At 49.7% G+C, this 24,205-nt stretch carries 24 protein-coding genes; 20 read left to right on the forward strand and 4 right to left on the reverse strand.

Going from position 1 to position 24,205, the window contains the following annotated elements:
- Positions 1-2: 2 nt before the first annotated feature.
- Complete coding sequence (locus OCV62_RS07160; protein ID WP_262585749.1) at positions 3-788, reverse strand: histidinol-phosphatase; 786 nt, start codon at positions 786-788, stop codon at positions 3-5.
- Positions 789-887: 99 nt separating this feature from the next.
- Between OCV62_RS07160 and OCV62_RS07165 the strand changes: the two genes are divergently transcribed.
- From OCV62_RS07165 to OCV62_RS07185, 5 genes are all read left to right on the forward strand, one after another.
- Positions 888-1,115, forward strand: coding sequence for a hypothetical protein (locus tag OCV62_RS07165; protein WP_021914666.1), 228 nt, complete (start codon positions 888-890; stop codon positions 1,113-1,115).
- A 168-nt stretch (positions 1,116-1,283) separates the two neighbouring features.
- Positions 1,284-2,372, forward strand: a complete 1,089-nt coding sequence (locus OCV62_RS07170) for a PucR family transcriptional regulator (RefSeq protein ID WP_262585751.1) — start codon at positions 1,284-1,286, stop codon at positions 2,370-2,372.
- Between the two features lie 18 nt (positions 2,373-2,390).
- Positions 2,391-3,320, forward strand: a complete 930-nt coding sequence (locus OCV62_RS07175) for a suppressor of fused domain protein (RefSeq protein ID WP_262585752.1) — start codon at positions 2,391-2,393, stop codon at positions 3,318-3,320.
- Positions 3,321-3,357: 37 nt separating this feature from the next.
- The gene (locus OCV62_RS07180; protein ID WP_118497061.1) at positions 3,358-4,254 is read left to right on the forward strand and encodes a DegV family protein; all 897 of its coding nucleotides are present in this window, start codon (positions 3,358-3,360) and stop codon (positions 4,252-4,254) included.
- A 24-nt stretch (positions 4,255-4,278) separates the two neighbouring features.
- Complete coding sequence (locus tag OCV62_RS07185) at positions 4,279-4,863, forward strand: TetR/AcrR family transcriptional regulator C-terminal domain-containing protein (protein WP_262585753.1); 585 nt, start codon at positions 4,279-4,281, stop codon at positions 4,861-4,863.
- A 250-nt stretch (positions 4,864-5,113) separates the two neighbouring features.
- On the opposite strand, the gene OCV62_RS07190 is transcribed toward OCV62_RS07185, so the two are convergent.
- Together OCV62_RS07190 and OCV62_RS07195 are read right to left on the reverse strand one after the other, a co-directional pair.
- A complete protein-coding gene (locus OCV62_RS07190) occupies positions 5,114-6,025 on the reverse strand; it encodes a hypothetical protein (RefSeq protein ID WP_262585754.1) in 912 nt (303 codons plus the stop codon).
- A gap of 273 nt (positions 6,026-6,298) precedes the next feature.
- Positions 6,299-7,378, reverse strand: coding sequence for a M24 family metallopeptidase (locus OCV62_RS07195; protein ID WP_330667285.1), 1,080 nt, complete (start codon positions 7,376-7,378; stop codon positions 6,299-6,301).
- 191 nt (positions 7,379-7,569) lie between these two features.
- Here OCV62_RS07195 and OCV62_RS07200 point away from each other — a divergent pair, with 191 nt between their 5' ends.
- From OCV62_RS07200 to OCV62_RS07210, 3 genes are all read left to right on the forward strand, one after another.
- Entirely contained in the window at positions 7,570-7,749 is a 180-nt protein-coding gene (locus OCV62_RS07200) for a hypothetical protein (RefSeq protein WP_262585755.1), read from the forward strand.
- Between the two features lie 62 nt (positions 7,750-7,811).
- Complete coding sequence (locus tag OCV62_RS07205) at positions 7,812-8,015, forward strand: DUF378 domain-containing protein (RefSeq protein ID WP_021914673.1); 204 nt, start codon at positions 7,812-7,814, stop codon at positions 8,013-8,015.
- A gap of 324 nt (positions 8,016-8,339) precedes the next feature.
- A complete protein-coding gene (locus OCV62_RS07210) occupies positions 8,340-9,263 on the forward strand; it encodes a YitT family protein (protein ID WP_021914674.1) in 924 nt (307 codons plus the stop codon).
- Positions 9,264-9,373: 110 nt separating this feature from the next.
- Here the strand turns inward: OCV62_RS07210 and OCV62_RS07215 are convergent, their stop codons facing one another.
- Positions 9,374-10,855 (reverse strand): DUF1846 domain-containing protein, encoded by a 1,482-nt coding sequence (locus OCV62_RS07215; RefSeq protein WP_021914675.1) that lies wholly within the window; start codon positions 10,853-10,855, stop codon positions 9,374-9,376.
- Positions 10,856-11,157: 302 nt separating this feature from the next.
- Here OCV62_RS07215 and OCV62_RS07220 point away from each other — a divergent pair, with 302 nt between their 5' ends.
- The 12 genes from OCV62_RS07220 (at position 11,158) to OCV62_RS07275 (ending at position 24,202) form a co-directional block, all read left to right on the forward strand.
- Positions 11,158-12,108, forward strand: a complete 951-nt coding sequence (locus OCV62_RS07220) for a TAXI family TRAP transporter solute-binding subunit (RefSeq protein ID WP_262585756.1) — start codon at positions 11,158-11,160, stop codon at positions 12,106-12,108.
- Positions 12,098-13,285, forward strand: a complete 1,188-nt coding sequence (gene gltS, locus OCV62_RS07225) for a sodium/glutamate symporter (RefSeq protein WP_262585757.1) — start codon at positions 12,098-12,100, stop codon at positions 13,283-13,285. Before OCV62_RS07220 ends, gltS begins: the two co-directional genes overlap by 11 nt.
- A 14-nt stretch (positions 13,286-13,299) precedes the next feature.
- Positions 13,300-13,491, forward strand: coding sequence for a hypothetical protein (locus OCV62_RS07230; protein WP_147342718.1), 192 nt, complete (start codon positions 13,300-13,302; stop codon positions 13,489-13,491).
- 120 nt (positions 13,492-13,611) lie between these two features.
- Positions 13,612-15,918, forward strand: a complete 2,307-nt coding sequence (ftsH, locus tag OCV62_RS07235; protein WP_262585758.1) for an ATP-dependent zinc metalloprotease FtsH — start codon at positions 13,612-13,614, stop codon at positions 15,916-15,918.
- Positions 15,919-16,040: 122 nt separating this feature from the next.
- Positions 16,041-17,924 carry an excinuclease ABC subunit UvrC gene (gene uvrC, locus OCV62_RS07240; protein ID WP_262585759.1) on the forward strand — a complete coding sequence of 628 codons (1,884 nt, stop codon included), beginning with the start codon at positions 16,041-16,043 and terminating at the stop codon, positions 17,922-17,924.
- A gap of 96 nt (positions 17,925-18,020) precedes the next feature.
- Positions 18,021-18,974, forward strand: a complete 954-nt coding sequence (gene hprK, locus OCV62_RS07245; protein WP_021914681.1) for an HPr(Ser) kinase/phosphatase — start codon at positions 18,021-18,023, stop codon at positions 18,972-18,974.
- A gap of 152 nt (positions 18,975-19,126) precedes the next feature.
- Positions 19,127-20,062, forward strand: a complete 936-nt coding sequence (locus OCV62_RS07250; protein ID WP_262585760.1) for an ROK family glucokinase — start codon at positions 19,127-19,129, stop codon at positions 20,060-20,062.
- A gap of 82 nt (positions 20,063-20,144) precedes the next feature.
- Positions 20,145-21,050 carry a UDP-N-acetylmuramate dehydrogenase gene (gene murB / locus OCV62_RS07255; protein ID WP_262585761.1) on the forward strand — a complete coding sequence of 302 codons (906 nt, stop codon included), beginning with the start codon at positions 20,145-20,147 and terminating at the stop codon, positions 21,048-21,050.
- Positions 21,047-21,907, forward strand: coding sequence for an RNase adapter RapZ (gene rapZ / locus OCV62_RS07260; protein WP_262585762.1), 861 nt, complete (start codon positions 21,047-21,049; stop codon positions 21,905-21,907). The genes murB and rapZ overlap by 4 nt, the downstream gene beginning before the upstream one ends.
- 11 nt (positions 21,908-21,918) lie before the next feature.
- Positions 21,919-22,875 carry a DNA-binding protein WhiA gene (gene whiA, locus OCV62_RS07265; RefSeq protein WP_021914685.1) on the forward strand — a complete coding sequence of 319 codons (957 nt, stop codon included), beginning with the start codon at positions 21,919-21,921 and terminating at the stop codon, positions 22,873-22,875.
- Positions 22,876-22,891: 16 nt separating this feature from the next.
- Positions 22,892-23,152 (forward strand): HPr family phosphocarrier protein, encoded by a 261-nt coding sequence (locus OCV62_RS07270; protein ID WP_021914686.1) that lies wholly within the window; start codon positions 22,892-22,894, stop codon positions 23,150-23,152.
- Positions 23,153-23,290: 138 nt separating this feature from the next.
- On the forward strand, positions 23,291-24,202 hold the full coding sequence (locus tag OCV62_RS07275) for a diacylglycerol/lipid kinase family protein (protein ID WP_021914687.1): 912 nt from the start codon (positions 23,291-23,293) through the stop codon (positions 24,200-24,202).
- Positions 24,203-24,205 lie beyond the last annotated feature (3 nt).

The raw sequence follows: 24,205 nt of genomic DNA on the forward strand, positions 1-24,205 counted from the left end.
TTTTAGAATGTATCCGTCAGGTTATCACTCAGGTTCCACTCGGCAGCGATCCGGTAGGCTTCCTCGACGCAGGAATCCCACATGAAGGCAGGATCATGGCAGTCGGAGCCGATCAGGACGGGAATGGAAGTTTTGGCGACTTTTTTCCAGAAGTCAGCGTATGGATAAGGCCAGCGGTGGTCGTTTCCTAAGGATTGGATGCCTTTTCGGATGCCGTTGGCATTTAATTCCAAAACAGCTCCGGTCTGGACGGCGGCGTTTAGGATGATATTACAGGCCTCCTCGCAGTTGTCATCCCAGGAATAGGGATTGTTGAAAAATACATCGGGATGAGCGAGAATCGGGAAGCATCCGGTTTCCAGCGCTTCTTTGACGGAATGGGCATATTTGATATATCCGCGCGTACCGATTTTTTCAGGAATTGAGAAGACATGAACGTAGGAACCGTCATCCTCCTGGTAATAATGCTGACCCAGCAGCAGATAATCCAGCTTTTTTTCTTTTAATAAAAAGGAATAATAATCGCGGCTGTCAGGGCAGTATTCAATTTCCAATCCTTTCAGGATCGGGAAGGGAACGGTCGGGCGCAGTGCATCCATACATGCAAGATATTCGTCGAGGTCGGCATAGGGCATGCGGGAGTCGAAGCGGTTGTCCGGAAACGGACCGTGGTCGCTGAAGCCGAGGACGTCAAGGCCTGCATCCAGGGCGGTTTTTACATAATCTGCTTCCGTACCCTCGGCGTGCATACAGCGTTTCGTGTGTGTATGGTAATTTGTTTTTTTCATCAGAATCCTCCGTGATTTTGGGAAAGCTGTGTAGACAGCAATGCCCTGCTACATTATAATGAATAGCAGGAAAAAGAACAAGTCGAAAAGGAGAAACAAATGAACCCTTCCGCAATTTTAAAACTAATGAGTGCAAAGGCTGCGTTTACAAAAAATCATCCCAAATTCAGCGCTTTTTGTAAAGCGGCCCTTTCCAGACCGATCGAGCCGGGAACGATAATCGAAATTTCCCTGCAGCGTCCGGGTGAGGAACCGATGATGGCGAACATCAAAGTGCAGCAGGAGGATCTGGATCTTCTGGAAAGCCTGAAAGGACTTTCGGAGTAAAGCTGGAAGTCGGCGGAAAAGGGTGAACCGACGATGGAAAAAGGATGGGCAGAAGGCTGCAACGATCCGTCGGAACAAAAAAAACTTGCACAAAAAATGCCGATGTTTTATTATAATTGATAAGAAGTTTGTGACTTTTGACGAAAATGCAGAATGAGAGGAACGGATATGATTTCAAATCAGATCATTCAGACGAGTATCGATGAATTGAAAGCAATTACCAAGGTCGATATTTATGTGTTCGACCTGGATGGCATAAAGGTGGCTGCAACGACTGAGGATATTGAAATTCCCCGTGAAATTATTACGGGATTTGCCGCATCTCCGGCAGATAGCCAGGTGGTCGGCGGATATCACTTTCTGAAGGTGCTGGACGATAGCGAGGTGGCATATGTTCTGGCGTCGCGCAGCAACAATGATGATGCATATATGGTCGGCAAGATTGCAGTCAGCCAGATTCAGAATCTGATCATTGCTTATAAGGAACGGTTTGACCGGAACAATTTCTTCCAGAACCTGATTTTGGATAACTTACTTCTGGTAGATATCTATAACCGGGCACAGAAGCTTCATATTGAAGTAGAGGGACCGAGAATCGTTTATCTGGTTGAGACGAGACTGGAAAAAGACAGCAGCGGCATGGAGCTGTTGAGGAGTCTGTTCAGCAGCCAGAACGGTGACTATATTACCGCAGTGGATGAAAAGAATATCATCCTGATCAAAGCGGTGGAGCGCGATGCTTCCCCGGAATCCCTGGAGTTGATCGCGAATACGATCGTCGATATGATGAACAGCGAAGCGATGCTCAAGGTGCGCGTTTCCTACGGCACGGTCGTGCAGGAGCTGAGAGAGGTTTCCAAATCTTATAAAGAAGCGACGATGGCGATGGATGTTGGCAGAATTTTCTATGCGGAAAAAAATGTCATCGCATATTCTACGCTGGGAATCGGACGTCTGATCTACCAGCTGCCCGTCAATCTGTGTCGGATTTTCATCGAAGAGATTTTCGGTGGCAATCAGGTTTACGATCTGGACGAAGAGACGCTGACGACGATCAACAAATTTTTCGAGAACAACTTAAATGTGTCCGAGACGAGCAGACAGCTCTTCATCCACAGAAATACGCTTGTATACAGAATTGAAAAGCTGCAGAAAGCGACAGGGCTGGATATCAGAACCTTTGAGGACGCGATGACCTTTAAGATTGCGATGATGGTCGTCAACTATATGAAGTATCTGGATACACGGGAATATTGATAAAAGGGGGAAATACCGATGGAGTTTCAGGATCGGAATGCAGGGGAGGAGGAATTTTCTCAGGCAATTATTGAAAATCTCTTTCTGTTAAAAGACGGCAGCGTAGTGATGGGGTGCCATGTGGTGTGCGGTACGGTGCACCGCGGAGATCGTTTCTATTATGTAGACTGTGTTGGTCGAGAGTGCTTTGCAGTAACTGTTGCAGATATCGCGGTGCCGAAGGTCGGCAGTGTGGAAAAGGTCAGCGCCGGGGAAGAAAATGCGAGACAGGCGGCAATCAAGGTCGCAGAGCGCGTGATCGGCAAGGTACATCCGGGGCATATGCTGCAGAGCGAGCCGGAAGAGATTATTTATAAAGAAGCGCCCGGCTGGGATGCGATTACCGCGTGCTTTGAAAAGCGTTATCCGGATCAGAAGATTCCTGCGCATTTCGGCTGCTATGCGAGCTACAAGCCGGATGAAATGGGACCGCTGGACGGGATCAGCGTTTATAACGGCGGGGACTATTTCCATTTTGTAACCTATGGTCTTTCTGAACTGTACGAGAAGCAGAACGGCAACCCGGAGCGGAGCGGATACGGGTTTGAGCTGACGCTGAAGCTGAAAAAAGAAGGACTGGAAAATCCTGCTCTGGAGGTTCGTCATATATGTAGCCTGCTTCAGATGATTGCGGGCATCACGGTCAACAACGGACATCAGTTCACGCCCGGGCAGTTCCTGGCGATGGGGCAGCAGAGAGGTCTGGATGCCGCATCGAAATCTGCGATTACCGGATTTATCACCAAGGAGGACGACATTGGAACGGTGGAATCTTCCTTCGGCAAGGTACAGCTGGTGCAGCTGATCGGTGTAAAAGCGGAAGAAATCGAGCAGATGAAGAACAAGACGATGACTCCTGCGCAGCTGGCAGAGATTTTAAAAGACGGTTTGACTGACTACAAGAGATAAGTCGTTTTCGAAGAAAAGCAAGAAAAGAGAAGGAAAAATGAAATTTCAGATTGTGAGCGACAGCTCCTGTGATCTGCCGAAAGAGCGTGCGCAGGAACTGGGAGTTGATATTGTTCCGTTTTATGTTTCTTTTGAAGAAGAAAACTATATGAAAGAGGGCGTCGATATCAGCGTAGAGGATTTCTACCAGATGATGGCGGATCGGGCAGGAACATTCCCCAAGACTTCGATGCCTTCGGTTCAGGATTATGTCGATGTGTTTGAAAAGTATGTAAAAGATGGTGTACCGGTTCTGTGCATCTGCTTAAATGCAGCATTTTCCGGTTCTATTCAGTCGGCGATGAATGCGAAAAACCAGATTCTGGAGGACTATCCGGAAGCACAGATCGAGGTTGTGGATTCGGAAGAAGTGACGGCATTACAGGGGATGTTTGTTGAGGAAGCCTGCAGACTGCGCGGAGCGGAGCTGGATCTGAAGGAAACGGTGAAGCTTCTGGAAGAGATCCGTCCGACCGGCAGAATCTTTTTTACAACGAACGATCTGGATTACCTGCAGCATGGCGGCAGAATTGGCAGAGCAGCGGCGACAATCGGCAATGTTTTAAAGATCAAGCCGATGATCGAATATGTCAATAAAGAGCTGGTCTCAGCAGGTGTCAGCAGAGGAAGAAAAAAATCGCTGCAGTCTGTGATTGATAAGGCGAAGGCTTATATCGAGGCGGACCATATTGATTTAAAAGAATACCGGATAGGTCTGGAATGCGGCCTGGACAAAGAAGAATTCCGTAAATTTGAAGAACAGGTGAAGGCTGCATTTAAGGACTACGAAGGAGAGATCGAACGGTTTGAAGTCTTTCATGTAGGTGCGACGATCGGTGTCCATACCGGTCCGTACCCGACAGGTATCGCATTATTAAAGCGCTGCCGTTACTGATGCAGCTTTTATCCGGAGGTTGAGATGGCGGATTCCAACATTACCAAAAATGCACTGGCCGTATCGATGAAGAAGCTGATGGAGAAAAAGCCTTTTTCCAAAATCAGCGTAGGAGATATCTGCGAGGATTGCGGCATGAACCGGAAAAGCTTTTATTATCATTTCCGGGACAAATATGACCTGGTAAACTGGATTTTTTATGTGGATTTTATTGAGCGGATGGACTGGAGCAGCTGCCGCAATGAGTGGGATATGCTGGAAGCGCTCTGTAGCCATTTTTACAGGGAGCGTCTGTTTTATCAGAACGCGCTTCAGGTAGAAGGACAGAATTCTTTCCGGGAATATTTCTGTGGAATGCTTCGTCCGGTTTTGATGCTCCTGACACAGAATCTGGTGGAAAAGGGGCGGAAAAAGGAGTTCTATATTGCTTTTCTGTGCGAGGGCGTTTTGGGAGAACTGGTCTACTGGCTGCGCGAGGGCAGTAAGATTACACCGGAGGAGTTTGTAGAGGATTTACATGATATTTCTCTGGGTCTTGCCCGGAAAATCATTGCGGAGGAAGCCGGCACGCAGAATGAGATTCCGCTTTTTCAGAATAAAAAAGTTTAAAAATGGGAAAAGAAAAGTGTATGGACTGTGGTTTCTTGGGAAAACCAACAGAGCATACACTTTTTTGATGGAAAAGTAAATCTGCGCTTTCGTAAAGCAGCGGAGCGAGATTTTATTTACGCGAGCAACGAGCCAAAGTCCGTGCTTGAACGAGACCTTGGCGACTGCCGCGATAACTTGAGAAACTCGCGAAGCGTGTTTCTCATAGTTCATGACAATAGAATGCTCGCAGAGCGTGCATTCTATTGTTTCACAGATTTTTCCGGGACGATAACAAAAGCTGCTGGATCCGGGCAACGTCAGCGTCCAGATGAATGAGAAGCGCCGGATACGTCTGATGGAGGCGGGCGTCTAAAATGGCATTGTCGACAAGAAGCCGGTTATCCTGCGTTGTATCGTCAGCAGCCAGAAAGAGGAGCAGAGGGCTGCCCCAGGAAAGCATCTCGGAAATCTGTGAGTCGGAGATCCTTTCAGCCGCGTTTGTATTGTCGTATGTGCGGCAGACACCGTAGATACGCTGGCGTGCGTTCAAAAGGTCGACAAGCTGACGACTCTGCAGGGAGCCGAACGGAACCAGAAATGCGAGGTTGTCGCAGCTGCAGGTGAGTTCCAGAAGGTCGTCCGAGTAGGTGCAGTCGGTGTCCATGAAGTCGAGGAAAAAGCTGCAGTCAGGAAATTCGCGGATAAGCCCAAGCTGTCTGGTGTCTGTGGTAATGCTCTGGGCAGGCATATGGAGACGGAACGCGTAGGTACCATTTTTCAGGGCGGCGGAGAGCTGTTCTTTTAACTGGGAGGCAGAGCTTTCCGGAGAAAGGGAGATCTCTGCAAGCCAGTGCGGATAGTCTTTTTCAGCGGTAATCTGACGGAGCCGGGAAGCGCCGCAGGTCCAGGAATTATAGCCGATATTGATGCCGAGCGTCTTGAGGGAGTCGGTATCGACGGAAGAAACCAGCTGCTTTAGCATTTCATAATAAGGACCGTCTTCGTTGAGCAGCAATCTCTGGAAGAGGGAAAAAAGCTCTTCCTGAAAACGTCCCTTGGCAAACTGACGTCCGAGGTCAGCCAGACGACGGATACTTCTGTATGGATCTTCTTTTATATTTTTGAGGCACTGGCTGACTGCAAAATCGATCAGGCCGCGGGTAATGTCATTTTTCGTCATAACGGCTCCTTTGACTGGTTGTAAGTTTATAAATAGACAAAAATCAGTTTTTTTTCTATTCTAACATACTTATAGCTTACATGAGAACGTAAAATAAAAAAATGGACAGATATTTTGAACTGTCCGAAAGTGAGACGTTCAAAATGGTCTGTCCTTTTCCCGTAACAATAGAATGCCCGCAGCGCGACCTTTTATTCATGACAATAGAATGCTCGCAGAGCGTGCATCTATTGTTGTGTACAAATTTTTTAGAGAATAGAATGCGGCGGCAGGTCAGCCAATGACTTTCCAATGTTTGTCGGAGTGGTTTAAAACCTCGCAGCCGTCAGCAGTGACTAATACGAGGTCTTCTACGCGAACGCCAAATTTGCCGGGCAGATAGACGCCGGGTTCGATGGAGAAGGTCATGCCCTCCTGAACTTCTGCCGGATTGCCCTGGCTGACGTCGCCGGCTTCATGGGCCTGCATGCCGATGGAGTGTCCGAGACGATGCGTGAAATATTCGCCGTATCCTGCTTCGGAGATCACGTCCCGCGCCGCCTTGTCCAGATCGCAGAAACGCACGCCTGGACGAATCAGGCTTTCCGCTTTTTCGTTGGCGTTGCGGACGAGGTCGTGGATCGCAGCGTAGTCGGGATCGGCCGTTTCGCAGAAAAAGGTACGGGTCATATCGGAGCAGTAGCCCTCTTTTTCACAGCCCATATCGATAACGATGCCGTCGCCGGGCTTTAATACGGTGTCGTCAGGCTCGTGGTGCGGGTCAGCAGCGTTTGCACCGAACGAAACTATGGTGGAAAAGCTTTCTATACATCCGGCTTCTTTATAGAGGGAGCGGATATAATCCGCGCATTCCAGCTCGGTCATGCCTGCTTTGATGTGGGCGGCAGCTTTTTCGATACAGACGTCGTTTAAAAGGGACGCCTCGCGCATTTTCTGACGCTCATATTCGTCCTTGATTGCGCGCTCGCCGTCGATGCAGGAGGATGCGTTTACATAGCGGACATTGGGATGATGCTCCATCAGGGCGAGCAGGAAACGTGCGGGCCAGTTTTTGTCGATACCCATGTCTACGTTGCCGTCCACCAGCCCCGCGATAACGGCAACGCCGTCGTCTGTATCGGAAAACCAGGTTTTCGGGATGTCGATATCCGGGACAACAAAAAGATTATTTAAGAAAAAGCGATGCTTTCCGTCAGTGCGCAGGTACAGCGCATAGAGACGTTCGTAAGGGTCAACCCATACGCCGGTCAGATAGCGGATGCTCAAAGGATCGCTGACGATCATCTGAGTCAGTCCCATTTTGGTTAAGCGGGAGCAAACATGCTCCAGCCGTGTTATATACATTTGTTCCATGGAAAAAATCTCCTTTCATGATAAGGAATACGCCAAGGGCGCTGCGCATTTATCATAATCCCTTCGGATAGCGGATGACAAGGTATTTTTGCAGAGAAAATTTGTTACAGTTCACTCGTACTCTTCTGAGTTCAGATTCCGTGCTTGCACGAAAATCTGAACTCAGAAGAGTACGAAGGGAGCGCCATTCTATGAGCAAAAAGAGCTGCAAAGCAGCGGGAAGCATCGAAGATGCGCTTTTGCGAATGGCGCGAGTGAACAGTAACAAAATTCATTACAGTTCACTTGTACCATTTGCGTATAAAATCGACGGAAACCGGAAACGCTGTAAATGGCTGGCAGACAGTTCAAACGATAGGATCGTTTCATGACTATGTCATTGCATTATATGACTATGTCATGCCTGCCATGTTATCTGAAAGGAGGCTGAAAAATGAGCAAGACACTGGATTATATCGCGTTGATCGTCGTCTTTATTGGAGCTGTCAACTGGGGACTGATCGGATTGTTCCGGCTGGATCTGGTGCGGCTGATCTTTGGAGATATGACGTGGATCAGCCGGATTATTTATGTGCTGGTCGGAATTTGCGGCATCTATTTGCTGACATTTCTGGGTAGGGTTGACCAGGAGGCGTAAGCCGTCGAAAAGTAGTCCGAACGCAGTTTCAGGGAATTTTATCGGTATGACAGGAAACAACGTTTCGGCGGTTCATTTCGCACCTGAGCATTGCAGTGTTCAGGTGCGGATGAACTGTACAGTTCACTCGCACCATTCGCGGTGACGGAACGGTTGAATCTAAAACGCAGACATAGTAAAATAAGAATGATGCCAGGGTTGTGGGAGTGCACAGCACGGAATAATCCGCAGGCATCAAGGTAGGGGTTTTTGACCCCGACATCATAAGAATACAGGGATTGCCTGGTGCAATAAAAATCTGCAGGGAAAAGCAGGAGGACAGGAATGGAAAAGACAAAAGAAGAAAAACGGGGACAATTTCAGCGTTTGGAAGGAGAAATTGCAGAAGAATCCAAACGGCTGGCGATCGCAATCGGGGGCGCGGCAATTTATTCAGCGGGCGTCAATTTGTTTATCGTACCGGCAGGATTGTACAGTGGAGGCATTATGGGTTTTGCCCAGATTGTACGAACGATTTTGGTCAGTTATCTGCATCTGCCGATTCAGAATTTTGATATCGCGGGTCTGATTTATTATGCGATCAATATTCCGGTGCTTCTACTCGGTATGAAAGATATTGGAAAACAGTTTTTCGTAAAAACGATTTGCTGTCTGACAGCGGTGACGATATTTTTGTCGTTTATCCCGATTCCGACGGAGACGCTTTTACATAATGACATTCTGGGCAGCACGGTGATCGGTGCCCTGATGTGCGGCTTCGGCATGGGAACGGCGCTTCGGATGGGGGCATCGCTGGGTGGAACTGATATTATTGCGCTGCTTTTGATCAAATGGAAGAAAAATATCAGCGTCGGCAAGGTCAATATCATCACGAACGCTGTACTTTACGGAATCTGCCTGTTCCTGTTTGACGTCAGCACCGTGATTTATTCTCTGATCTACGCGGCGGTCAGCGCGTTTGCGGTCGATCACGAGCATTCACAGAACATTAACGTCGAGGTGCGGATTATCACGAAGCTGGACGACATGGAACTGGAGCAGGAAATCCTGCAGAAGATGGACAGAGGAATTACTCGTCTGGAAAGCACGGGCGCTTACACGAATGAAAAGTCGAACATGCTTTACATTCTCGTGTCCAAGTACGAGGTCGGCCAGCTGAAAAACATTGTGCTCAAATACGATCCGCATGCGTTTATTGTTATGAACGAGGGCGTGACGGTCATCGGACATTATAAAAAGAAGCTGTAAAAAGAAAAATTGTAAAAAATGGCATCCACGATAGAGTGGGTGCCATTTTTTACATAATAAACATGGCGGAGCAAAATAATGTTGAATTTGTACTCCGCCGGAAATCCTGTTTACTGTTTTTTTACATCTTTCTCTTCATTTTTCGGTTCGCAGGTCAGATGCATGCCGAGCTTTTTGAAGATGCCCTCATCTACAGAGGAAAGCAGGACGGAGGAATGAACCTCGCATCCTTTTAAGAGCGGAACCGCATTCAGGGCGCGGGCAGCGTCCGGGCTGGTTGCAGCACTGATGGAAAGTGCGATCAGAATTTCGTCCGTATGAAGACGGGGGTTCTGGCTGCCCAGATAGTTGATCTTGAGGGTCTGGATCGGGTGGATCGCATCCGGAGATACCAGATGGATCTCATGATCGATGCCTGCAAGAATCTTTAAGGCATTGAGCAGGCAGGCTGCGGATGCGCCGAGCAGGTCGGAGGTCTTGCCGGTCACCAGAGTGCCGTCAGGAAGCTCGATGGCAGCGGCGGGAGCGCCGGTAGCCTCTTCGCGGTTCATGGCAGCAGCGATTACCTTGCGGTCTGCAACAGTAATTCCAGCCTGCTTCATCAGAAGCTCGAGCTTGTACAAAACGGCGGGCGTGGAGTTTCCGCGCTTTAAGTCGCATAAGCAGTTGTAATAACGGCGGATGATTTCCTGTCTGGAGGCTTCCTTGCAGGCCTCATCGTCGATGATGCAGTTGCCAGCCATGTTGACGCCCATGTCCGTAGGAGACTTGTAAGGACATTCGCCCATGATTTCTTCAAAAATAGCGCTCAGAACAGGGAAAATCTCAACGTCGCGGTTGTAGTTGACGGTGGTAACGCCGTAAGCTTCCAGATGGAACGGGTCGATCATGTTGACGTCGTTTAAATCAGCGGTAGCAGCCTCATAGGCGAGGTTGACCGGGTGCTTTAACGGCAGGTTCCAGATCGGGAATGTCTCGAACTTGGCGTAGCCGGCGTTGACGCCGCGCAGATGCTCATGATACAGCTGGGAAAGGCAGGTAGCCATTTTGCCGCTGCCGGGTCCGGGTGCGGTTACGACAACGAGCGGACGGCTGGTTTCGATATAATCGTTTTTGCCGTAGCCTTCTTCGCTGACGATTTTTTCCACGTTGGTCGGATAACCTTCAATAATATAGTGGATATAGCAACGGATGCCGAGGGTTTCGAGCTTTTTGCGGAACAGGTCCGCAGCGGGCTGACCGGCATACTGTGTGATGACAACGCTTCCGACGTAAAGACCGATATTGCGGAATGCTTCTGTAAGACGCAGCACCTCGAGGTCATAAGTCAGACCGAGATCACGGCGTGTTTTGTTGGTTTCCAGCGCACTGGCGGAGATCGCGATGACGATTTCTGCCTGATCCTTTAACTGGAGCAGCATTTTTAATTTACTGTCCGGCTCGAATCCGGGCAGTACTCTGGCCGCATGATAGTCGTCGAACAGCTTGCCGCCAAATTCCAGATACAATTTATCCCCGAACATGGAAATTCGTTCGCGGATATGGGCAGACTGCATCTGCAGATACTTTTGATTGTCAAAACCGATATTCATAAGAAACTCCCTGTGTAAACTTTAGTGTAGCAGTTACTTGAAAAATCGTGACGGATTCGTCACGACAAACTCTTCCACAATTATATAACGCATTGAAAGAAAAAATCTACCGTTTCCTGAGAAAAAATCTGCAGATATTTCGCAGAAAGGAACTGACGCTTGATTTTACAGGCTCTTTCCGCTATGATTCATGACAATAGAATGCTCGCAGAGCGTGTATTCTATTGTTCATGACAATAGAATGCTTGCAGAGCGTGCATTCTATTGTTTGGTGGAAATGATGGCATAGGAATGGAGACAGAATGAAAAAAAGAATTGGAATTTTTCTGGCGGCGCTTCTGCTGCTGTCTAGCTGCGGCAGGGACAGCGGTCGGCTGAAAATGGGTGCTGCGGGACTTGGAGGAACGTATCAGGCATTTTCCGATGCGTTTGCAAAGCTGGAATCCGAGACGAACAACAGGGAGATTGAGGTGCGTACGACCGCCGGATCGGCTGCAAACCTCCGGCTTTTATCCCAGAATTATATTCAGCTCGCGCTGTGTCAGGCGGATTTGCTGGAGGATGCCTGGAACGGAACCGGGCAGTTTCAGGGAACAGAGCCGATCCGTGGATTCGGGGCTGTAGCGGGCGTTTATGAAGAAGCTTGTCAGATTGTTGTACGCGCAGACTCTGAAATTTCGACGGTGGAAGAACTGGAAGGACACAGGGTCAGCGTCGGTGAGGAAGAGTCCGGGACGAAGCAGAACGCGTTGCAGATTCTGGCGGCATACGGCCTGAATGAAAAGCTGGTGGAGGAAGTCTCCCTGAATTACACGGAGGCTGCAAAGGAGCTGGAAAATGGCTCGATCGACGCATTTTTCTGTACGGCAGGAGCGCAGACGGCTGCAATCGCGAATCTGGCGCAGCGGACAGGAATCCGGTTCCTGAATGTAGACGGCGCTGCTGCTGCACGTTTGAAAAAGAGCTATCCGGTCTATGACAGCTGCATCATTGCGGCGGGAACCTATCCGGGACAGGAAGAGGATGTTTCGACGGTTGGCGTAAAAGCGGTCTTGTTGGCGAGCGATAGCGTTTCTGCAGAGGTGGTGGAGGAACTGACGGCGCTTTTATTTGAGGAACAGCAGGAGCTGGATTTTGCGCTGCCGGTGGAGCTGATTACGGACGCAGACGCTGCTGTAGCCGGAATTTCGGTTCCGTTCCACAAAGGTGCAGAGCGGTATTATGAGAGCAGAGGAGAAAAGAGTGAGAATTGAACTGGATATGTATCAGACAATGGCAGTTGCAGTGCTTGCTCTGATGCTTGGAAGATATTTAAGAAAAAAGTGCTGGCTGCTGGAGCGGTTTTGTATTCCTGCGCCGGTAATCGGCGGCGTTATTTTTGCAGTGGCAACATGTATCTGCTATGTGACGGGAATTGCGGAGTTTGTATTTGACGATATTTTAAAAGAAGTATTCATGGTGTTTTTCTTTACCTCGGTAGGCTTTCAGGCAAATCTGAAGGTTCTGAAAAGCGGCGGGAAATCCATGATTATCTTTCTGGGACTGGTAATCGGTCTGATCGTGCTGCAGAACGGAACTGCGGTAGGCCTGGCGAAGTTTTTGCACCTCGATCCGTTGGTCGGCATGTGTACCGGCTCGATTCCGATGACGGGCGGACACGGTACGGCGGGTGCGTTTGGTCCCGTGCTGGAGGACTTCGGGATTTCAGGGGCAACGACGGTTTGTACGGCGGCAGCGACGTTTGGCCTGGTGGCAGGCAGCGTGATGGGCGGACCGCTCGGCGAACGGCTGGTTGAAAAGCGCGATCTTTTGAAAACGGCGATTCCCGAGGATGACAGCCTTCTGCTGGAAGAAGATAAAAAACATGAGCGCCATGTAAAGCAGTATCCAACTGCATTTTTCCAGCTGGTTCTGGCGATGGGAATCGGAACGGTACTGTCTCAGGTTTTATCGATGACAGGAATGACATTTCCAATTTATATTGGCGCGATGATCGTAGCCGCCGTGCTGCGGAATCTGAGTGAATACACTGGGAAATTTCCTATCTATATGGGGGAAATCAATGGCATCGGTGGTATCAGCCTTTCCATGTTCCTTGGTTTGGCGATGATTACGCTGAAGCTGTGGCAGCTGGCGGAGCTGGCTGTGCCGATGCTCCTGTTGCTGTCAGGACAGGTGCTTTTGATGTTTCTGTACACTTATTTTGTAGTGTTCCGCGTCATGGGAAAAGACTATGATGCGGCGGTTATTTGTTCCGGTACCTGCGGTTTCGGTATGGGGGCTACACCGAATGCGATGGCAAATATGCAGGCAGTGTGTGAAAAATATGTGCCGTCTGTAAAGGCATATCTGCTGATCCCGATTGTGGGCAGCCTGTTTGCGGATTTTATCAACAGCCTTGTCATTACGCTGTTTATCAATTTCCTGTAAAGCAAGGGGGAGAAATGATGTTTTGGGAAAAAAGAAAAGAAAAAGCGGCAAAATACAAAGTGGAAAATGAAAATTTGGCAGTTCCGGAGATTCACTTAAAAGGAGATGACGACGCAGACCCTGCAGAGGTGTGCGGAGAGGATCAGGATATCGTTTATGAAAATGTGGCGGTTCCGGAAATCCATATCGGTAAAAAGCGCGTTTGAGCCGTAGAACAGAATTCTATTTTGGACTTTGCGTATTGATTTATCCTATCGGAATGTCTATAATTATGGTACTATCGTGGCTTCCATGCATGAAGCGGACGAAAAGAAAGGTTAAATCGAATGGATAATAATATGAACCCGTTTAACGGCGGAAATGGAAATGGTTCCGGCAACGGATCCCAGGGACCGAACGGTTCCGGAGGATCGGAACAGAACAATCCGAGGCGGACGAGCCTGATCCTGTTGGCGATTGCGGCGATTGTGACGTTGATTTCCATGAGCCTGTTTATGCGGATGATCAATAATGCAACCAATCAGGAAATCACCTATGGAAAATTTCAGGAGCTGGTAGAAGACGGCAAGGCGGCAGAGGTTACCTGGGATGACGATACGATTTATCTCAAACTGCAGCAGACAAACCAGAAGACACTGTTTTCTGCGATGCCGGAGGTAACCTATTATACCGGTAAGGCACAGTCGGATGATGCATTGACGGCGTACTTAAAAGAATATAAGGTTGCAAGCTACGGCAAGGATGTTCCGGACAGCTCCGGACTGATTTTGACGATGATCCTGACCTATGTGCTTCCGATTGTCGTTATGTGGCTGCTTTTAAGTCTGCTATTTCGGCGGATGGGCGGAGGCGGCCCGATGGGCGTCGGCAAGAGCAACGCAAAGGTTTATGTACAGAAAGAAACCGGAATCACGTTTAAGGATGTAGCAGGCGAGGACGAAGCAAAGGAGTCGCTGCAGGAGGTTGTCGATTTCCTGCACAATCCGCAGCGCTATGTGAAGATCGGCGCAAAGCTGCCCAAGGGTGCGCTGTTAGTCGGCCCTCCCGGTACCGGTAAGACGCTTCTGGCAAAGGCAGTAGCCGGAGAGGCGAAGGTCCCGTTCTTTTCGCTGACCGGTTCCGATTTTATCGAGCTGTACGTCGGTGTCGGCGCATCGCGTGTGCGCGACCTGTTTAAAGAAGCGACGAAAAATGCGCCCTGTATCATCTTTATCGATGAGATTGATGCAATCGGCAGAAGCAGAGATTCCAAATACGGCGGCGGAAATGAAGAGCGTGAGCAGACGCTGAACCAGCTGCTTTCTGAGATGGATGGTTTTGATACTTCGAAGGGAATTCTGGTTCTGGGGGCGACCAACCGTCCGGAGATTCTGGACAAGGCACTGCTGCGTCCGGGACGATTTGACCGCCGGATTATCGTAGATAAGCCCGACTTAAAGGGACGCGTAGAGATCCTCAAGGTGCACGCCAAAGACGTCAAGATGGACGAAACGGTTGATTTCGATGCAATTGCGCTCGCGACGAGCGGCGCGGTTGGCTCTGACCTTGCCAATATGATCAACGAGGCTGCGATCAATGCAGTCAAAGAGGGCAGGGAATATGTCTGCCAGAAGGATCTGTTTGAAGCGGTCGAGCAGGTACTGGTCGGCAAGGAGAAAAAAGACCGGATCATGAGCGCGCAGGAGCGTAAGATCGTATCCTATCATGAAGTAGGTCATGCGCTGATTGCGGCATTGCAGAAAAATTCCGAGCCCGTGCAGAAGATCACGATCGTGCCCCGTACGATGGGGGCTCTTGGCTATGTCATGCATGTGCCGGAAGAGGAAAAGTATTTAAACACCGAGGCGGAAATCCATGATATGCTGGTCGGCTATCTGGGCGGCCGCGCGGCGGAAGAAATTGTATTTGATACGGTAACGACAGGCGCTTCGAACGATATCGAGCAGGCGACCGGTCTGGCACGCTCTATGGTAACCCGTTTCGGTATGAGCAAAAAGTTCGGTTTGATTGGACTGGAATCCGTAGAAAGTCAGTATCTGGACGGCAGGACGGTTTTAAACTGCTCCGATGCGACGGCGGCTGAGATCGATCAGGAAGTCATGCGTATCCTGAAAGAATGTTATCAGGAAGCGCTGGAGCTGCTGTCCGCAAACCGTGAGGTGATGGATCAGCTGGCGGCGCATCTGATTGAAAAAGAGACGATCACCGGCAAGGAATTCATGCGAATCTACAGACAGGTCAAGGGACTGCCGCAGGAAGAACCGGAGCAGACTGCCGGCGCGCAGATGAAGGCGGCAGAGCAGACTGCAGACGCAGAGAACCCGAGCCAGTCCGATTCAGGAAACAGCTATGGCACAGCACCTGCATCGGGCACAGACACCGCAGCGCAGCTGCAGTCTTCCACGCCGAAGCCATGGGAAGAGTTCGCACGCCAGCAGCAGGAAAGAGAAGACAGCTTTTTCTCGGGAGATACACAGCAGCCGGGAGATGCACAGCAGCCGGCGGATCCATCTGACGCCGAACAGAGCCAGGAACAGGATAAGCCCTGGATTCCTCCGACACCGAAGCCGGAGAATAAAGGCCCGGTAGGACGTTTTTCAGGAGCTGCCCTTCCGGACGACGAGAAGAAATAGGAAAGCTTATCGTAAATGCTATACACGAAGTGTTATGCATGGCGGCAGAACCGGAGTGAAAGAACGTTTATCAGGGACTATGGAAACATAGTCCCTGCTGTATTAGAAGGGGAGAACGCGACATGTTTGTAATCGAAGAAGAGCTGAAAAAACTGCCGCAGAAGCCCGGCGTGTACCTGATGCACGACGCACAGGACAATATCATTTATGTCGGCAAGGCGATTCGCCTGCGCAGCAGAGTACAGTCGTATTTCCGTGAGAAAATTAACCGCGGACCACAGATTGAAAAGATGGTAACGCAGATAGCCCGGTTTGAATATATTGTGACGGATTCGGAGCTGGAAGCCCTGGTTCTGGAAAACAATCTGATCAAGGAACACAATCCGAAATACAACACACTGCTCAAGGATGATAAAACCTATCCCTATATTAAGGTCACAGTCGGGGAGGCATATCCGCGCGTGCAGTTTTCCAGACTGATGAAAAAGGACAAATCGAAGTATTTCGGGCCGTTTACCTCTGCGGCGGCGGTCAAGGATACGATCGAGCTATTAAATAAGCTGTTCAAACTGCGTACCTGTAACCGGGTACTGCCGCGGGACTGTGGGTTGGAACGCCCGTGCTTAAATTATCACATCGGGCAGTGTATGGCTCCGTGTCAGGATTATGTGAGCCGCGAAGAGTACCGGGCACATGTGGACAAGGCGCTGGAGTTTTTAAACGGCAATTATAATATGATTTTAAACGATCTGCAGAAAAAAATGGAAGAAGCGGCGGAGGCCCTGGAATTTGAGGAAGCCGCCCGGTACCGCGATCTGTTCAACAGCGTAAAGCAGGTGTCCCAGAAGCAGAAAATCACGGACAGCGACGGGGAGGACAAGGACATCATCGCGCTGGACAAGGACGGAAGCGACGCAGTGGTACAGGTGTTTTTCGTGCGTAGCGGCAAGCTGATCGGGCGCGAGCACTTTTATATGACGCATGTGGAGGATTCGGATAAGGCGCAGATTCTGCTGGATTTTGTGAAACAGTTTTACGCCGGAACACCGTTCGTACCGCGGGAATTGATTTTACAGAAAGAAATAGATGACATACCGGTATTAGAAGAATGGCTGACCGCACGCAGGGGCGCGAGGGTATATATCCGCGTGCCGCGGAAGGGACAGAAGGAAAAGCTGGTGGAGCTTGCGGAAAAAAATGCAAAGCTCGTCCTGGAAAAAGACCGGGAGCGAATTGCGCGCGACGAGGCGCGTACGGTCGGTGCGGTGCGGCAGATCGCACAGCTGCTGGATTTACCGATGCTCGACCGGATGGAGGCGTTCGATATTTCCAACATCAGCGGCTTTGAAAATGTCGGCTCGATGGTCGTTTATGAAAAGGGCAAGCCCAAGCGCAGCGATTACCGAAAATTCAAAATCAAAACGGTAGCAGGACCGGACGACTATGCCTGCATGCGCGAGGTTCTGACGAGACGCTTTGAACACGGCTTAAAAGAGACGAAAGAGCTGGAAGAAAAAAAACTGTCCGGGGAGTTCGGAAGCTTTGCACGGTTTCCGGACCTTTTGCTGATGGACGGCGGACGCGGGCAGGTCAACATCGCGCAGCAGGTGCTGGACGAGCTGCATTTAAACATTCCGGTCTGCGGCATGGTAAAGGATGACAACCATCGGACGAGAGGACTTTATTTTCACAATGTGGAGCTGCCGATCGACCGCAATTCTGAAGCCTTCAAGCTGATTACAAGAGTGCAGGACGAGGCGCACCGGTTTGCAATCGAATACCACAGGTCACTGCGCAGCAAGGATCAGGTCAAGAGCGTGCTGGATGAAATCCCGGGCGTGGGTCCTGCGCGGAGAAAGGCGCTGATGAAAAGCTTTCCATCGATTTATGAGATCCGGGACGCGACGGCAGAGCAGATTGCGATGCAGGCAGATTTGCCAATGTCCGTGGCGGAAGAAATCTATGAATTTTTTCATAACCACCAAGAGGAAGATTGCCGGGAATAATGATCTGTGATAAAATAAAACAAAGTATGGCATAAAAACAGAGTTCCTGATGTCAGGAACTACTGTCTGCATGTCCTGGAAAAGAGAGGATGGATTATGGCAAGCATCAGTTTATTGAAGATTGCGGAAAAAATGAAGCTGGAAAATCTGACTCCTGAAATCAATCTGAAGGGGATTAAGGTTACGTTGCCGGATATCAACCGACCGGCACTTCCTATGGCGGGCTATTTTGAACACTTTGAGGCGACCCGTCTGCAGGTGATTGGATTCGTAGAATACTCTTATGTTAAGAGAATGTCGGAAAAAGAAGAGAAGGAGATGCTGGAGAAGCTTCTGGATTACCCGATTCCCGGCATTATTTTCTGCCGTGAACTGCATCCGGATGAGCTGTTTCGGCAAATTGCCATTGAAAAAGGCGTTCCGCTTCTGATGACCAAGCGTGCGACAAGTTCGTTTACGGCAGAGCTGATCCGTTGGCTGAATGTCAAGCTGGCACCCTGCATTTCCGTGCACGGCGTACTGGTTGACGTATATGGCGAAGGCGTCCTGATTACAGGCGAGAGCGGAATCGGTAAATCCGAGGCGGCGCTTGAGCTGATTAAGAGAGGACACCGTCTGGTAACGGACGATGTTGTAGAAATTCGCAAGGTCAGTGAGGAAACACTGGTCGGAACTGCACCGGATATCACAAAGCACTTTATCGAGCTGCGCGGTATTGGTATTGTGGACGTCAAGGCGCTGTTCGGTGCTTCGAGTGTCCGCGAGACACAGAATATCGACCTCGTAATCCGTCTGGAAGAGTGGGACAAGGACAGAGAATACGACCGTCTCGGACTGGAAGAGGAATATACGGAATATCTGGGCAACAAGGTTGTCTGCCACAACATTCCGATCCGTCCCGGCAGAAATCTGGCAATTATTTGCGAAACGGCAGCTGTTAACCACAGACAGAAAAAGATGGGATACAATGCAGCACAGGAGCTGTATACAAGAGTCCAGAATTCCCTTGCGCGCAAGCGGGATGAGGACGAGGATGAGGATGAGGACTAAAACGGTCAGGCATATCGAAATGTTCGGAATGAAAGCAATAGTGCTCCGTACAGCGATGCGGCTGGCGGATCGTACAAAAGAGTAAGGCATCATCATAGATCAGACAGCTGAAAAGCTTTTTGAAAATACGCGAGAAGCGGGAGGAAAATAAAATGGGTAAGTATTGTTTTGGTGTAGATGTAGGAGGAACGACAGTAAAGCTTGGTCTTTTTAACACCAGCGGCGATCTGATGGAAAAGTGGGAAATCCCTACGGTGACAGAGGATGACGGCAAAGCGATTCTGCCGGACTGTGCAAAGAGCATCCTCAAAAAAATGGATGAGCGTAAAATGGACCGTACAGAGGTAGTCGGCGTCGGCATCGGTGCACCGGGACCGGTTGACTCTGAGGGCACACTTTATGGTGCAGTCAATCTTGGCTGGGGAACCATGAGCCTGAAAAAAGAGCTGCAGACACTTTTAAATATGCCGGTAGAAGCTGGTAATGACGCCAATGTAGCAGCACTGGGCGAGGCCTGGCAGGGCGGCGCAAAGGGGTATGAGGATGTCGTTGTAGTAACCCTGGGAACTGGTGTTGGCGGCGGTATTATCATCAACGGTAAGATGGTTGCCGGTGCAACCGGAGCCGCAGGCGAGATCGGACATATGCATGTCAATGATGATGAGACAGAGCCTTGTAATTGCGGCAACTGCGGATGCCTGGAGGAATATGTTTCCGCAACGGGTATTGTCCGTATGGCAAAGCGTAAGCTGGCAAAGGATGACCGTCCGAGCATAATGCGCAAGGACGACCTGAGTGCAAAGGACGTATGGGATGCGGTTAAAGCAGGAGATACGGTAGCAACCGAGGTTGCAGAGGACTTTGGCTGGTATCTGGGCAAGGCGATGGCGCTGGTTGCCAATGTTTCCAACCCGGAGATCTTCGTAATCGGCGGCGGTGTTTCCAAAGCCGGCAATGTGCTGCTGGATTACATTCAGAAATATTACCAGAAATATGCGTTCAAGGGCTGCCGCGGCGCACTGTTTACCCTGGCAACTCTGGGCAATGACGCTGGTATTTACGGCGCTGCCAGACTGGTATTGGAGTAATACCGGTATCATCTGCAAAAGATCCGCATAAAATAACAACGTATCCGGCGCAAAGCCGGAGCAGAAGGGCTGGTCAGGACATTTGAGTGACAGATTAAATGAAATTCTGCCGAAAGAGCGGATTTTAACAGAAGAACAGATGGACAGGCATACGACATTCCGGACAGGCGGTCCTGCGCGCTATTTTCTTGTGATTGAGACGAGGAAAGAGCTGGCGCAGGTGCTTGCCTGGCTGCAGGAAGAGGCGCTGCCGTGGTTTTTGCTCGGAAACGGAAGTAACCTTTTGGTGGGTGACCGGGGCTACCGCGGCGCGATCCTGCATCTGGCGGGGGAATTTTTAAAGACTGAAATCGACGAAGCTACGATCCGATGCGGCGCAGGCGCGATGCTTTCCGCTGTATCGAGAAGCGCGATGGAAGCAGGGCTGACCGGATTGGAATTTGCATCGGGAATCCCCGGAACGATTGGCGGAGCAGTCCGGATGAACGCGGGCGCTTACAACGGTGAGATTGCGAGTGTGACAGAGTCGGTAGAGGTGATGGAACCGGATGGCAGATGTCGTGTATACAACAGGGAAGAAATGGCGTTCGGCTATCGCACGAGCATTGTAAAAACAAAGCCCTGTGTGGTGCTCAGCACTGTTTTAAAGCTGCAAAAAGGCGATCGAAGCGAAATTTCTGCTACGATGCAGGAGCTTTCTGCAAAGCGTCGGGAAAAACAGCCGCTGGAATATCCGAGTGCGGGCAGTACGTTTAAACGCCCGGAGGGATATTTTGCAGGCAAGCTGATTATGGATGCCGGACTTGCCGGAGCGAGTGTCGGCGGCGCACAGGTTTCCGAAAAGCACTGCGGTTTTGTCATCAACCGAAAAAATGCGACGTCTGCGGACGTGGCGGGACTAATTCAGAAAGTCACAGAAACAGTGCAGGAAAAATTCGGCGTAACGCTGGAGCCGGAAGTAATTTTCCTGGGAGATTTTGAAAAATGAGATTTGTAATGGTAACCGGCATGAGCGGCGGCGGCAAAAGCACCGCGATGCGACTGCTGGAGGATATGGGATACTATTGTGTGGACAATCTGCCGATCCAGCTGATCGACAAGTTCGTTGAGCTTTTGTCCACACCGAATACGGAAATAACAAAAGTTGCTATCGGCGTGGACGTCCGCACGGATCAGTCCTTTGCCAGGGTAGAAAAAACACTTTCCTGTTTAAGACAAAACGGTATGGTGTTCGAAGTTCTTTTTATGGACGCTTCAGATGCAGTGCTTGTGAAACGTTATAAAGAGAGCCGACGGATGCATCCGCTGTGTTCAGCAGAAAATCCGAGAATCGAAGACGGAATTGAAAAAGAAAGGGAAATCCTGCAGCAGGTTAAGAAGGATGCAGACTATGTGATTGACACGTCCAAGCTGCTGACCCGGGAGCTGAAAGAGGAGCTGGATCGGATTTTTGTAAAAAATGAAGAGTACAGCAGTCTGATGATCAATATTCTTTCTTTTGGCTTCAAGCATGGAATCCCGGCAGATGCGGATCTGGTATTTGATGTCCGTTTCCTGCCGAATCCTTTTTATATAGATGAATTGAAATATCTGACCGGCAACGACAGGGGCGTTCAGGATTATGTCATGAGCTTCCCGGAGGCGGGGATTTTTCTGGACAAGCTGACAGATCTGCTGCGATTTTTGATTCCAAATTATATTAAAGAAGGCAAATACCAGCTGGTGGTGGCAATCGGCTGCACCGGCGGCAAACACAGGAGCGTAACGCTGGCCAATGAGCTTTATAGAAAGCTTCGCAACAGGGAAGCCAAGTATGGAGTATCTTTGAGCCACAGGGATATTTAAGGATATTTCATATGTCATTTTCATCGGGAGTAAAAGAAGAGCTGTATCGGCACATCAGTCCGGCAAGGCACTGCCAGCTGGCGGAGCTGGCAGCACTTCTCCATTTTAACGGCAGCATCGGCGTCGGTACGACGGGGATTTTTCTGCAGATTCATGCGGAAAATGCGCTCGTTGTGAGAAAATGCTTTACATTATTACAGAAAACATTTAATATAAGTACGGAAACCCGTGTACAACAGGAAAATCAGCAAACCGGATATTTCTGTCGGATAGATGACCCGGAACTGATCCGCAGGATTCTGCAGGGAATCAAATTTTTGGATCAGACAGGCAGCCCGACGTCCGGTGAGGAGAGCCTACAGGATGGTTTACGATGTCCGGTGAGCAGGCTTTTAATCCGAAATTCCTGTTGCCAGAGAGCGTTTTTACGAGGCGCGTTTCTGGCAGCCGGTTCGATGAGCAATCCCGGGAAAGGATATCATCTGGAAATTGTATGCAGCAGACCGCTGCAGGCACAGCAGATTCTGGAGATTTTGACCGAGTTCGAGATCGAAGGGCGGATTGTACAGCGAAAAAAGTATTATGTGGTTTACATAAAAGAAGGAGCCGGAATTTCGGATTTTCTGAATGTGGTTGAGGCGCATGTGGCGCTGATGGAATTTGAAAATTCCAGGATCGTCCGGGAAGTCCGCAATACGGTAAACAGGCGCGTCAATTGCGAAACTGCCAATATTACCAAGACGGTGACAGCGGCGGCGAGGCAGGTTGACGACATTCTTTTTTTGCAGCAAAAATATGGATTTGAAAAATTGCCGGTGAGCTTGCGTCAGATGGCTGAAGTACGTCTGGAGTATCCCGAAGCACCGCTTAAGGAGCTGGGGATGTATCTGGATCCTCCAGTTGGAAAATCGGGCGTAAATCATCGTTTGCGGAAATTATGTGAACTGGCGGATGCCATGAGGTCTTAAAAGGAGGAGTTTTATTATGAAACAGAAAACTGTGGAAGTAAAGCTGAAGCAGGGGCTTGAGGCTCGCCCGGCAGCAATGCTGGTGCAGGTTGCAAGCAAGCATGCCAGCAATATTTATCTGGAGTCTGAAGGCAGAAAAGTGAACGCGAAGAGCATCATGGGAATGATGAGCCTTGCGCTTGCACCCGGCGAAAAGGTAACCGTGATTGCAGACGGAACGGATGAAGACGACGCGATTTTCGGAATGGAAAATTATTTAAGCAGCGCGGCAGAATAAAGAAAACGAAAGGGTGTCCACCGGAAAGTGGCTGCCCTTTTTCTATTTTCCAGAGTAAGCTTGTTGTTATAGAAGCAAGTACACTTTACGGGAGCGCAGGGGCGAAACAAGGATAAAAAAGCAGAAAGGAGGGAAAGGATGGACGACAAAAAGCTTCTTTTTATTTATAATCCCAGGGCGGGAAAAGGACAGATCCGGAATAATCTGCTGGATATCATTGATACGTTCGTTAAGGCAGGCTATGTCGTGACAGCAAGACCGACTCAGTATGCAGGGGAAGCCGTGGAGCTTGCGGCAGACAGAACGGCAAAATATGACCTCGTGGTATGCAGCGGCGGAGACGGCACATTGGATGAGGTGGTGACCGGCATTATGAAGAGTGTTCGACGCCGCCCGATCGGGTATATTCCGGCAGGCAGCACAAACGATTTTGCGCAGAGCCTGAATATTCCGAAAAACATGGCTGAGGCAGCGAAAATCGCAGTCAGCGGCAGAATGTTTGCCTGCGATGTCGGTTCCTTTAACGAAAAAACCTTTGTTTATATTGCGGCCTTCGGACTTTTTACAGAGGTCTCCTATGAAACCAGTCAGGATGTCAAAAATGTGCTGGGGCACATGGCGTATCTGCTGGAGGGCATGAAAAAGCTCCGGGATATCAAATCCTACCACATGAAAATTACGACGCAGGACACCGTCATCGAGGACGATTTTTTGTATGGAATGATTACGAATTCTGTTTCGGTGGGAGGTTTTAAGGGAATTACCGGAAAATATGTGGATTTAAGCGATGGAATGTTTGAGGTGACGCTCGTAAAGGTTCCGCGCAGCCTGGACGAACTCAATCAGACGCTTGCTGCCCTGGCGCAGCGCGATATCGACACGGCGCAGATGTATTGCTTTAAGACCTCCTGGCTGAAGGTGGAGACAGAGGAAGAGGTCGCGTGGACGCTGGACGGCGAATTCGGCGGCAGGCACACAGAAATCGTCATCGAAAACCAGAAGCAGGCGCTGCATATCATGGTGCCGGGAGAAGAAAACGAAGCACAGTGAACT

Source organism: Gallintestinimicrobium propionicum, assembly GCF_025567525.1.
In the GTDB taxonomy this organism is placed as follows: Bacteria; Bacillota; Clostridia; order Lachnospirales; family Lachnospiraceae; genus Gallintestinimicrobium; species Gallintestinimicrobium propionicum.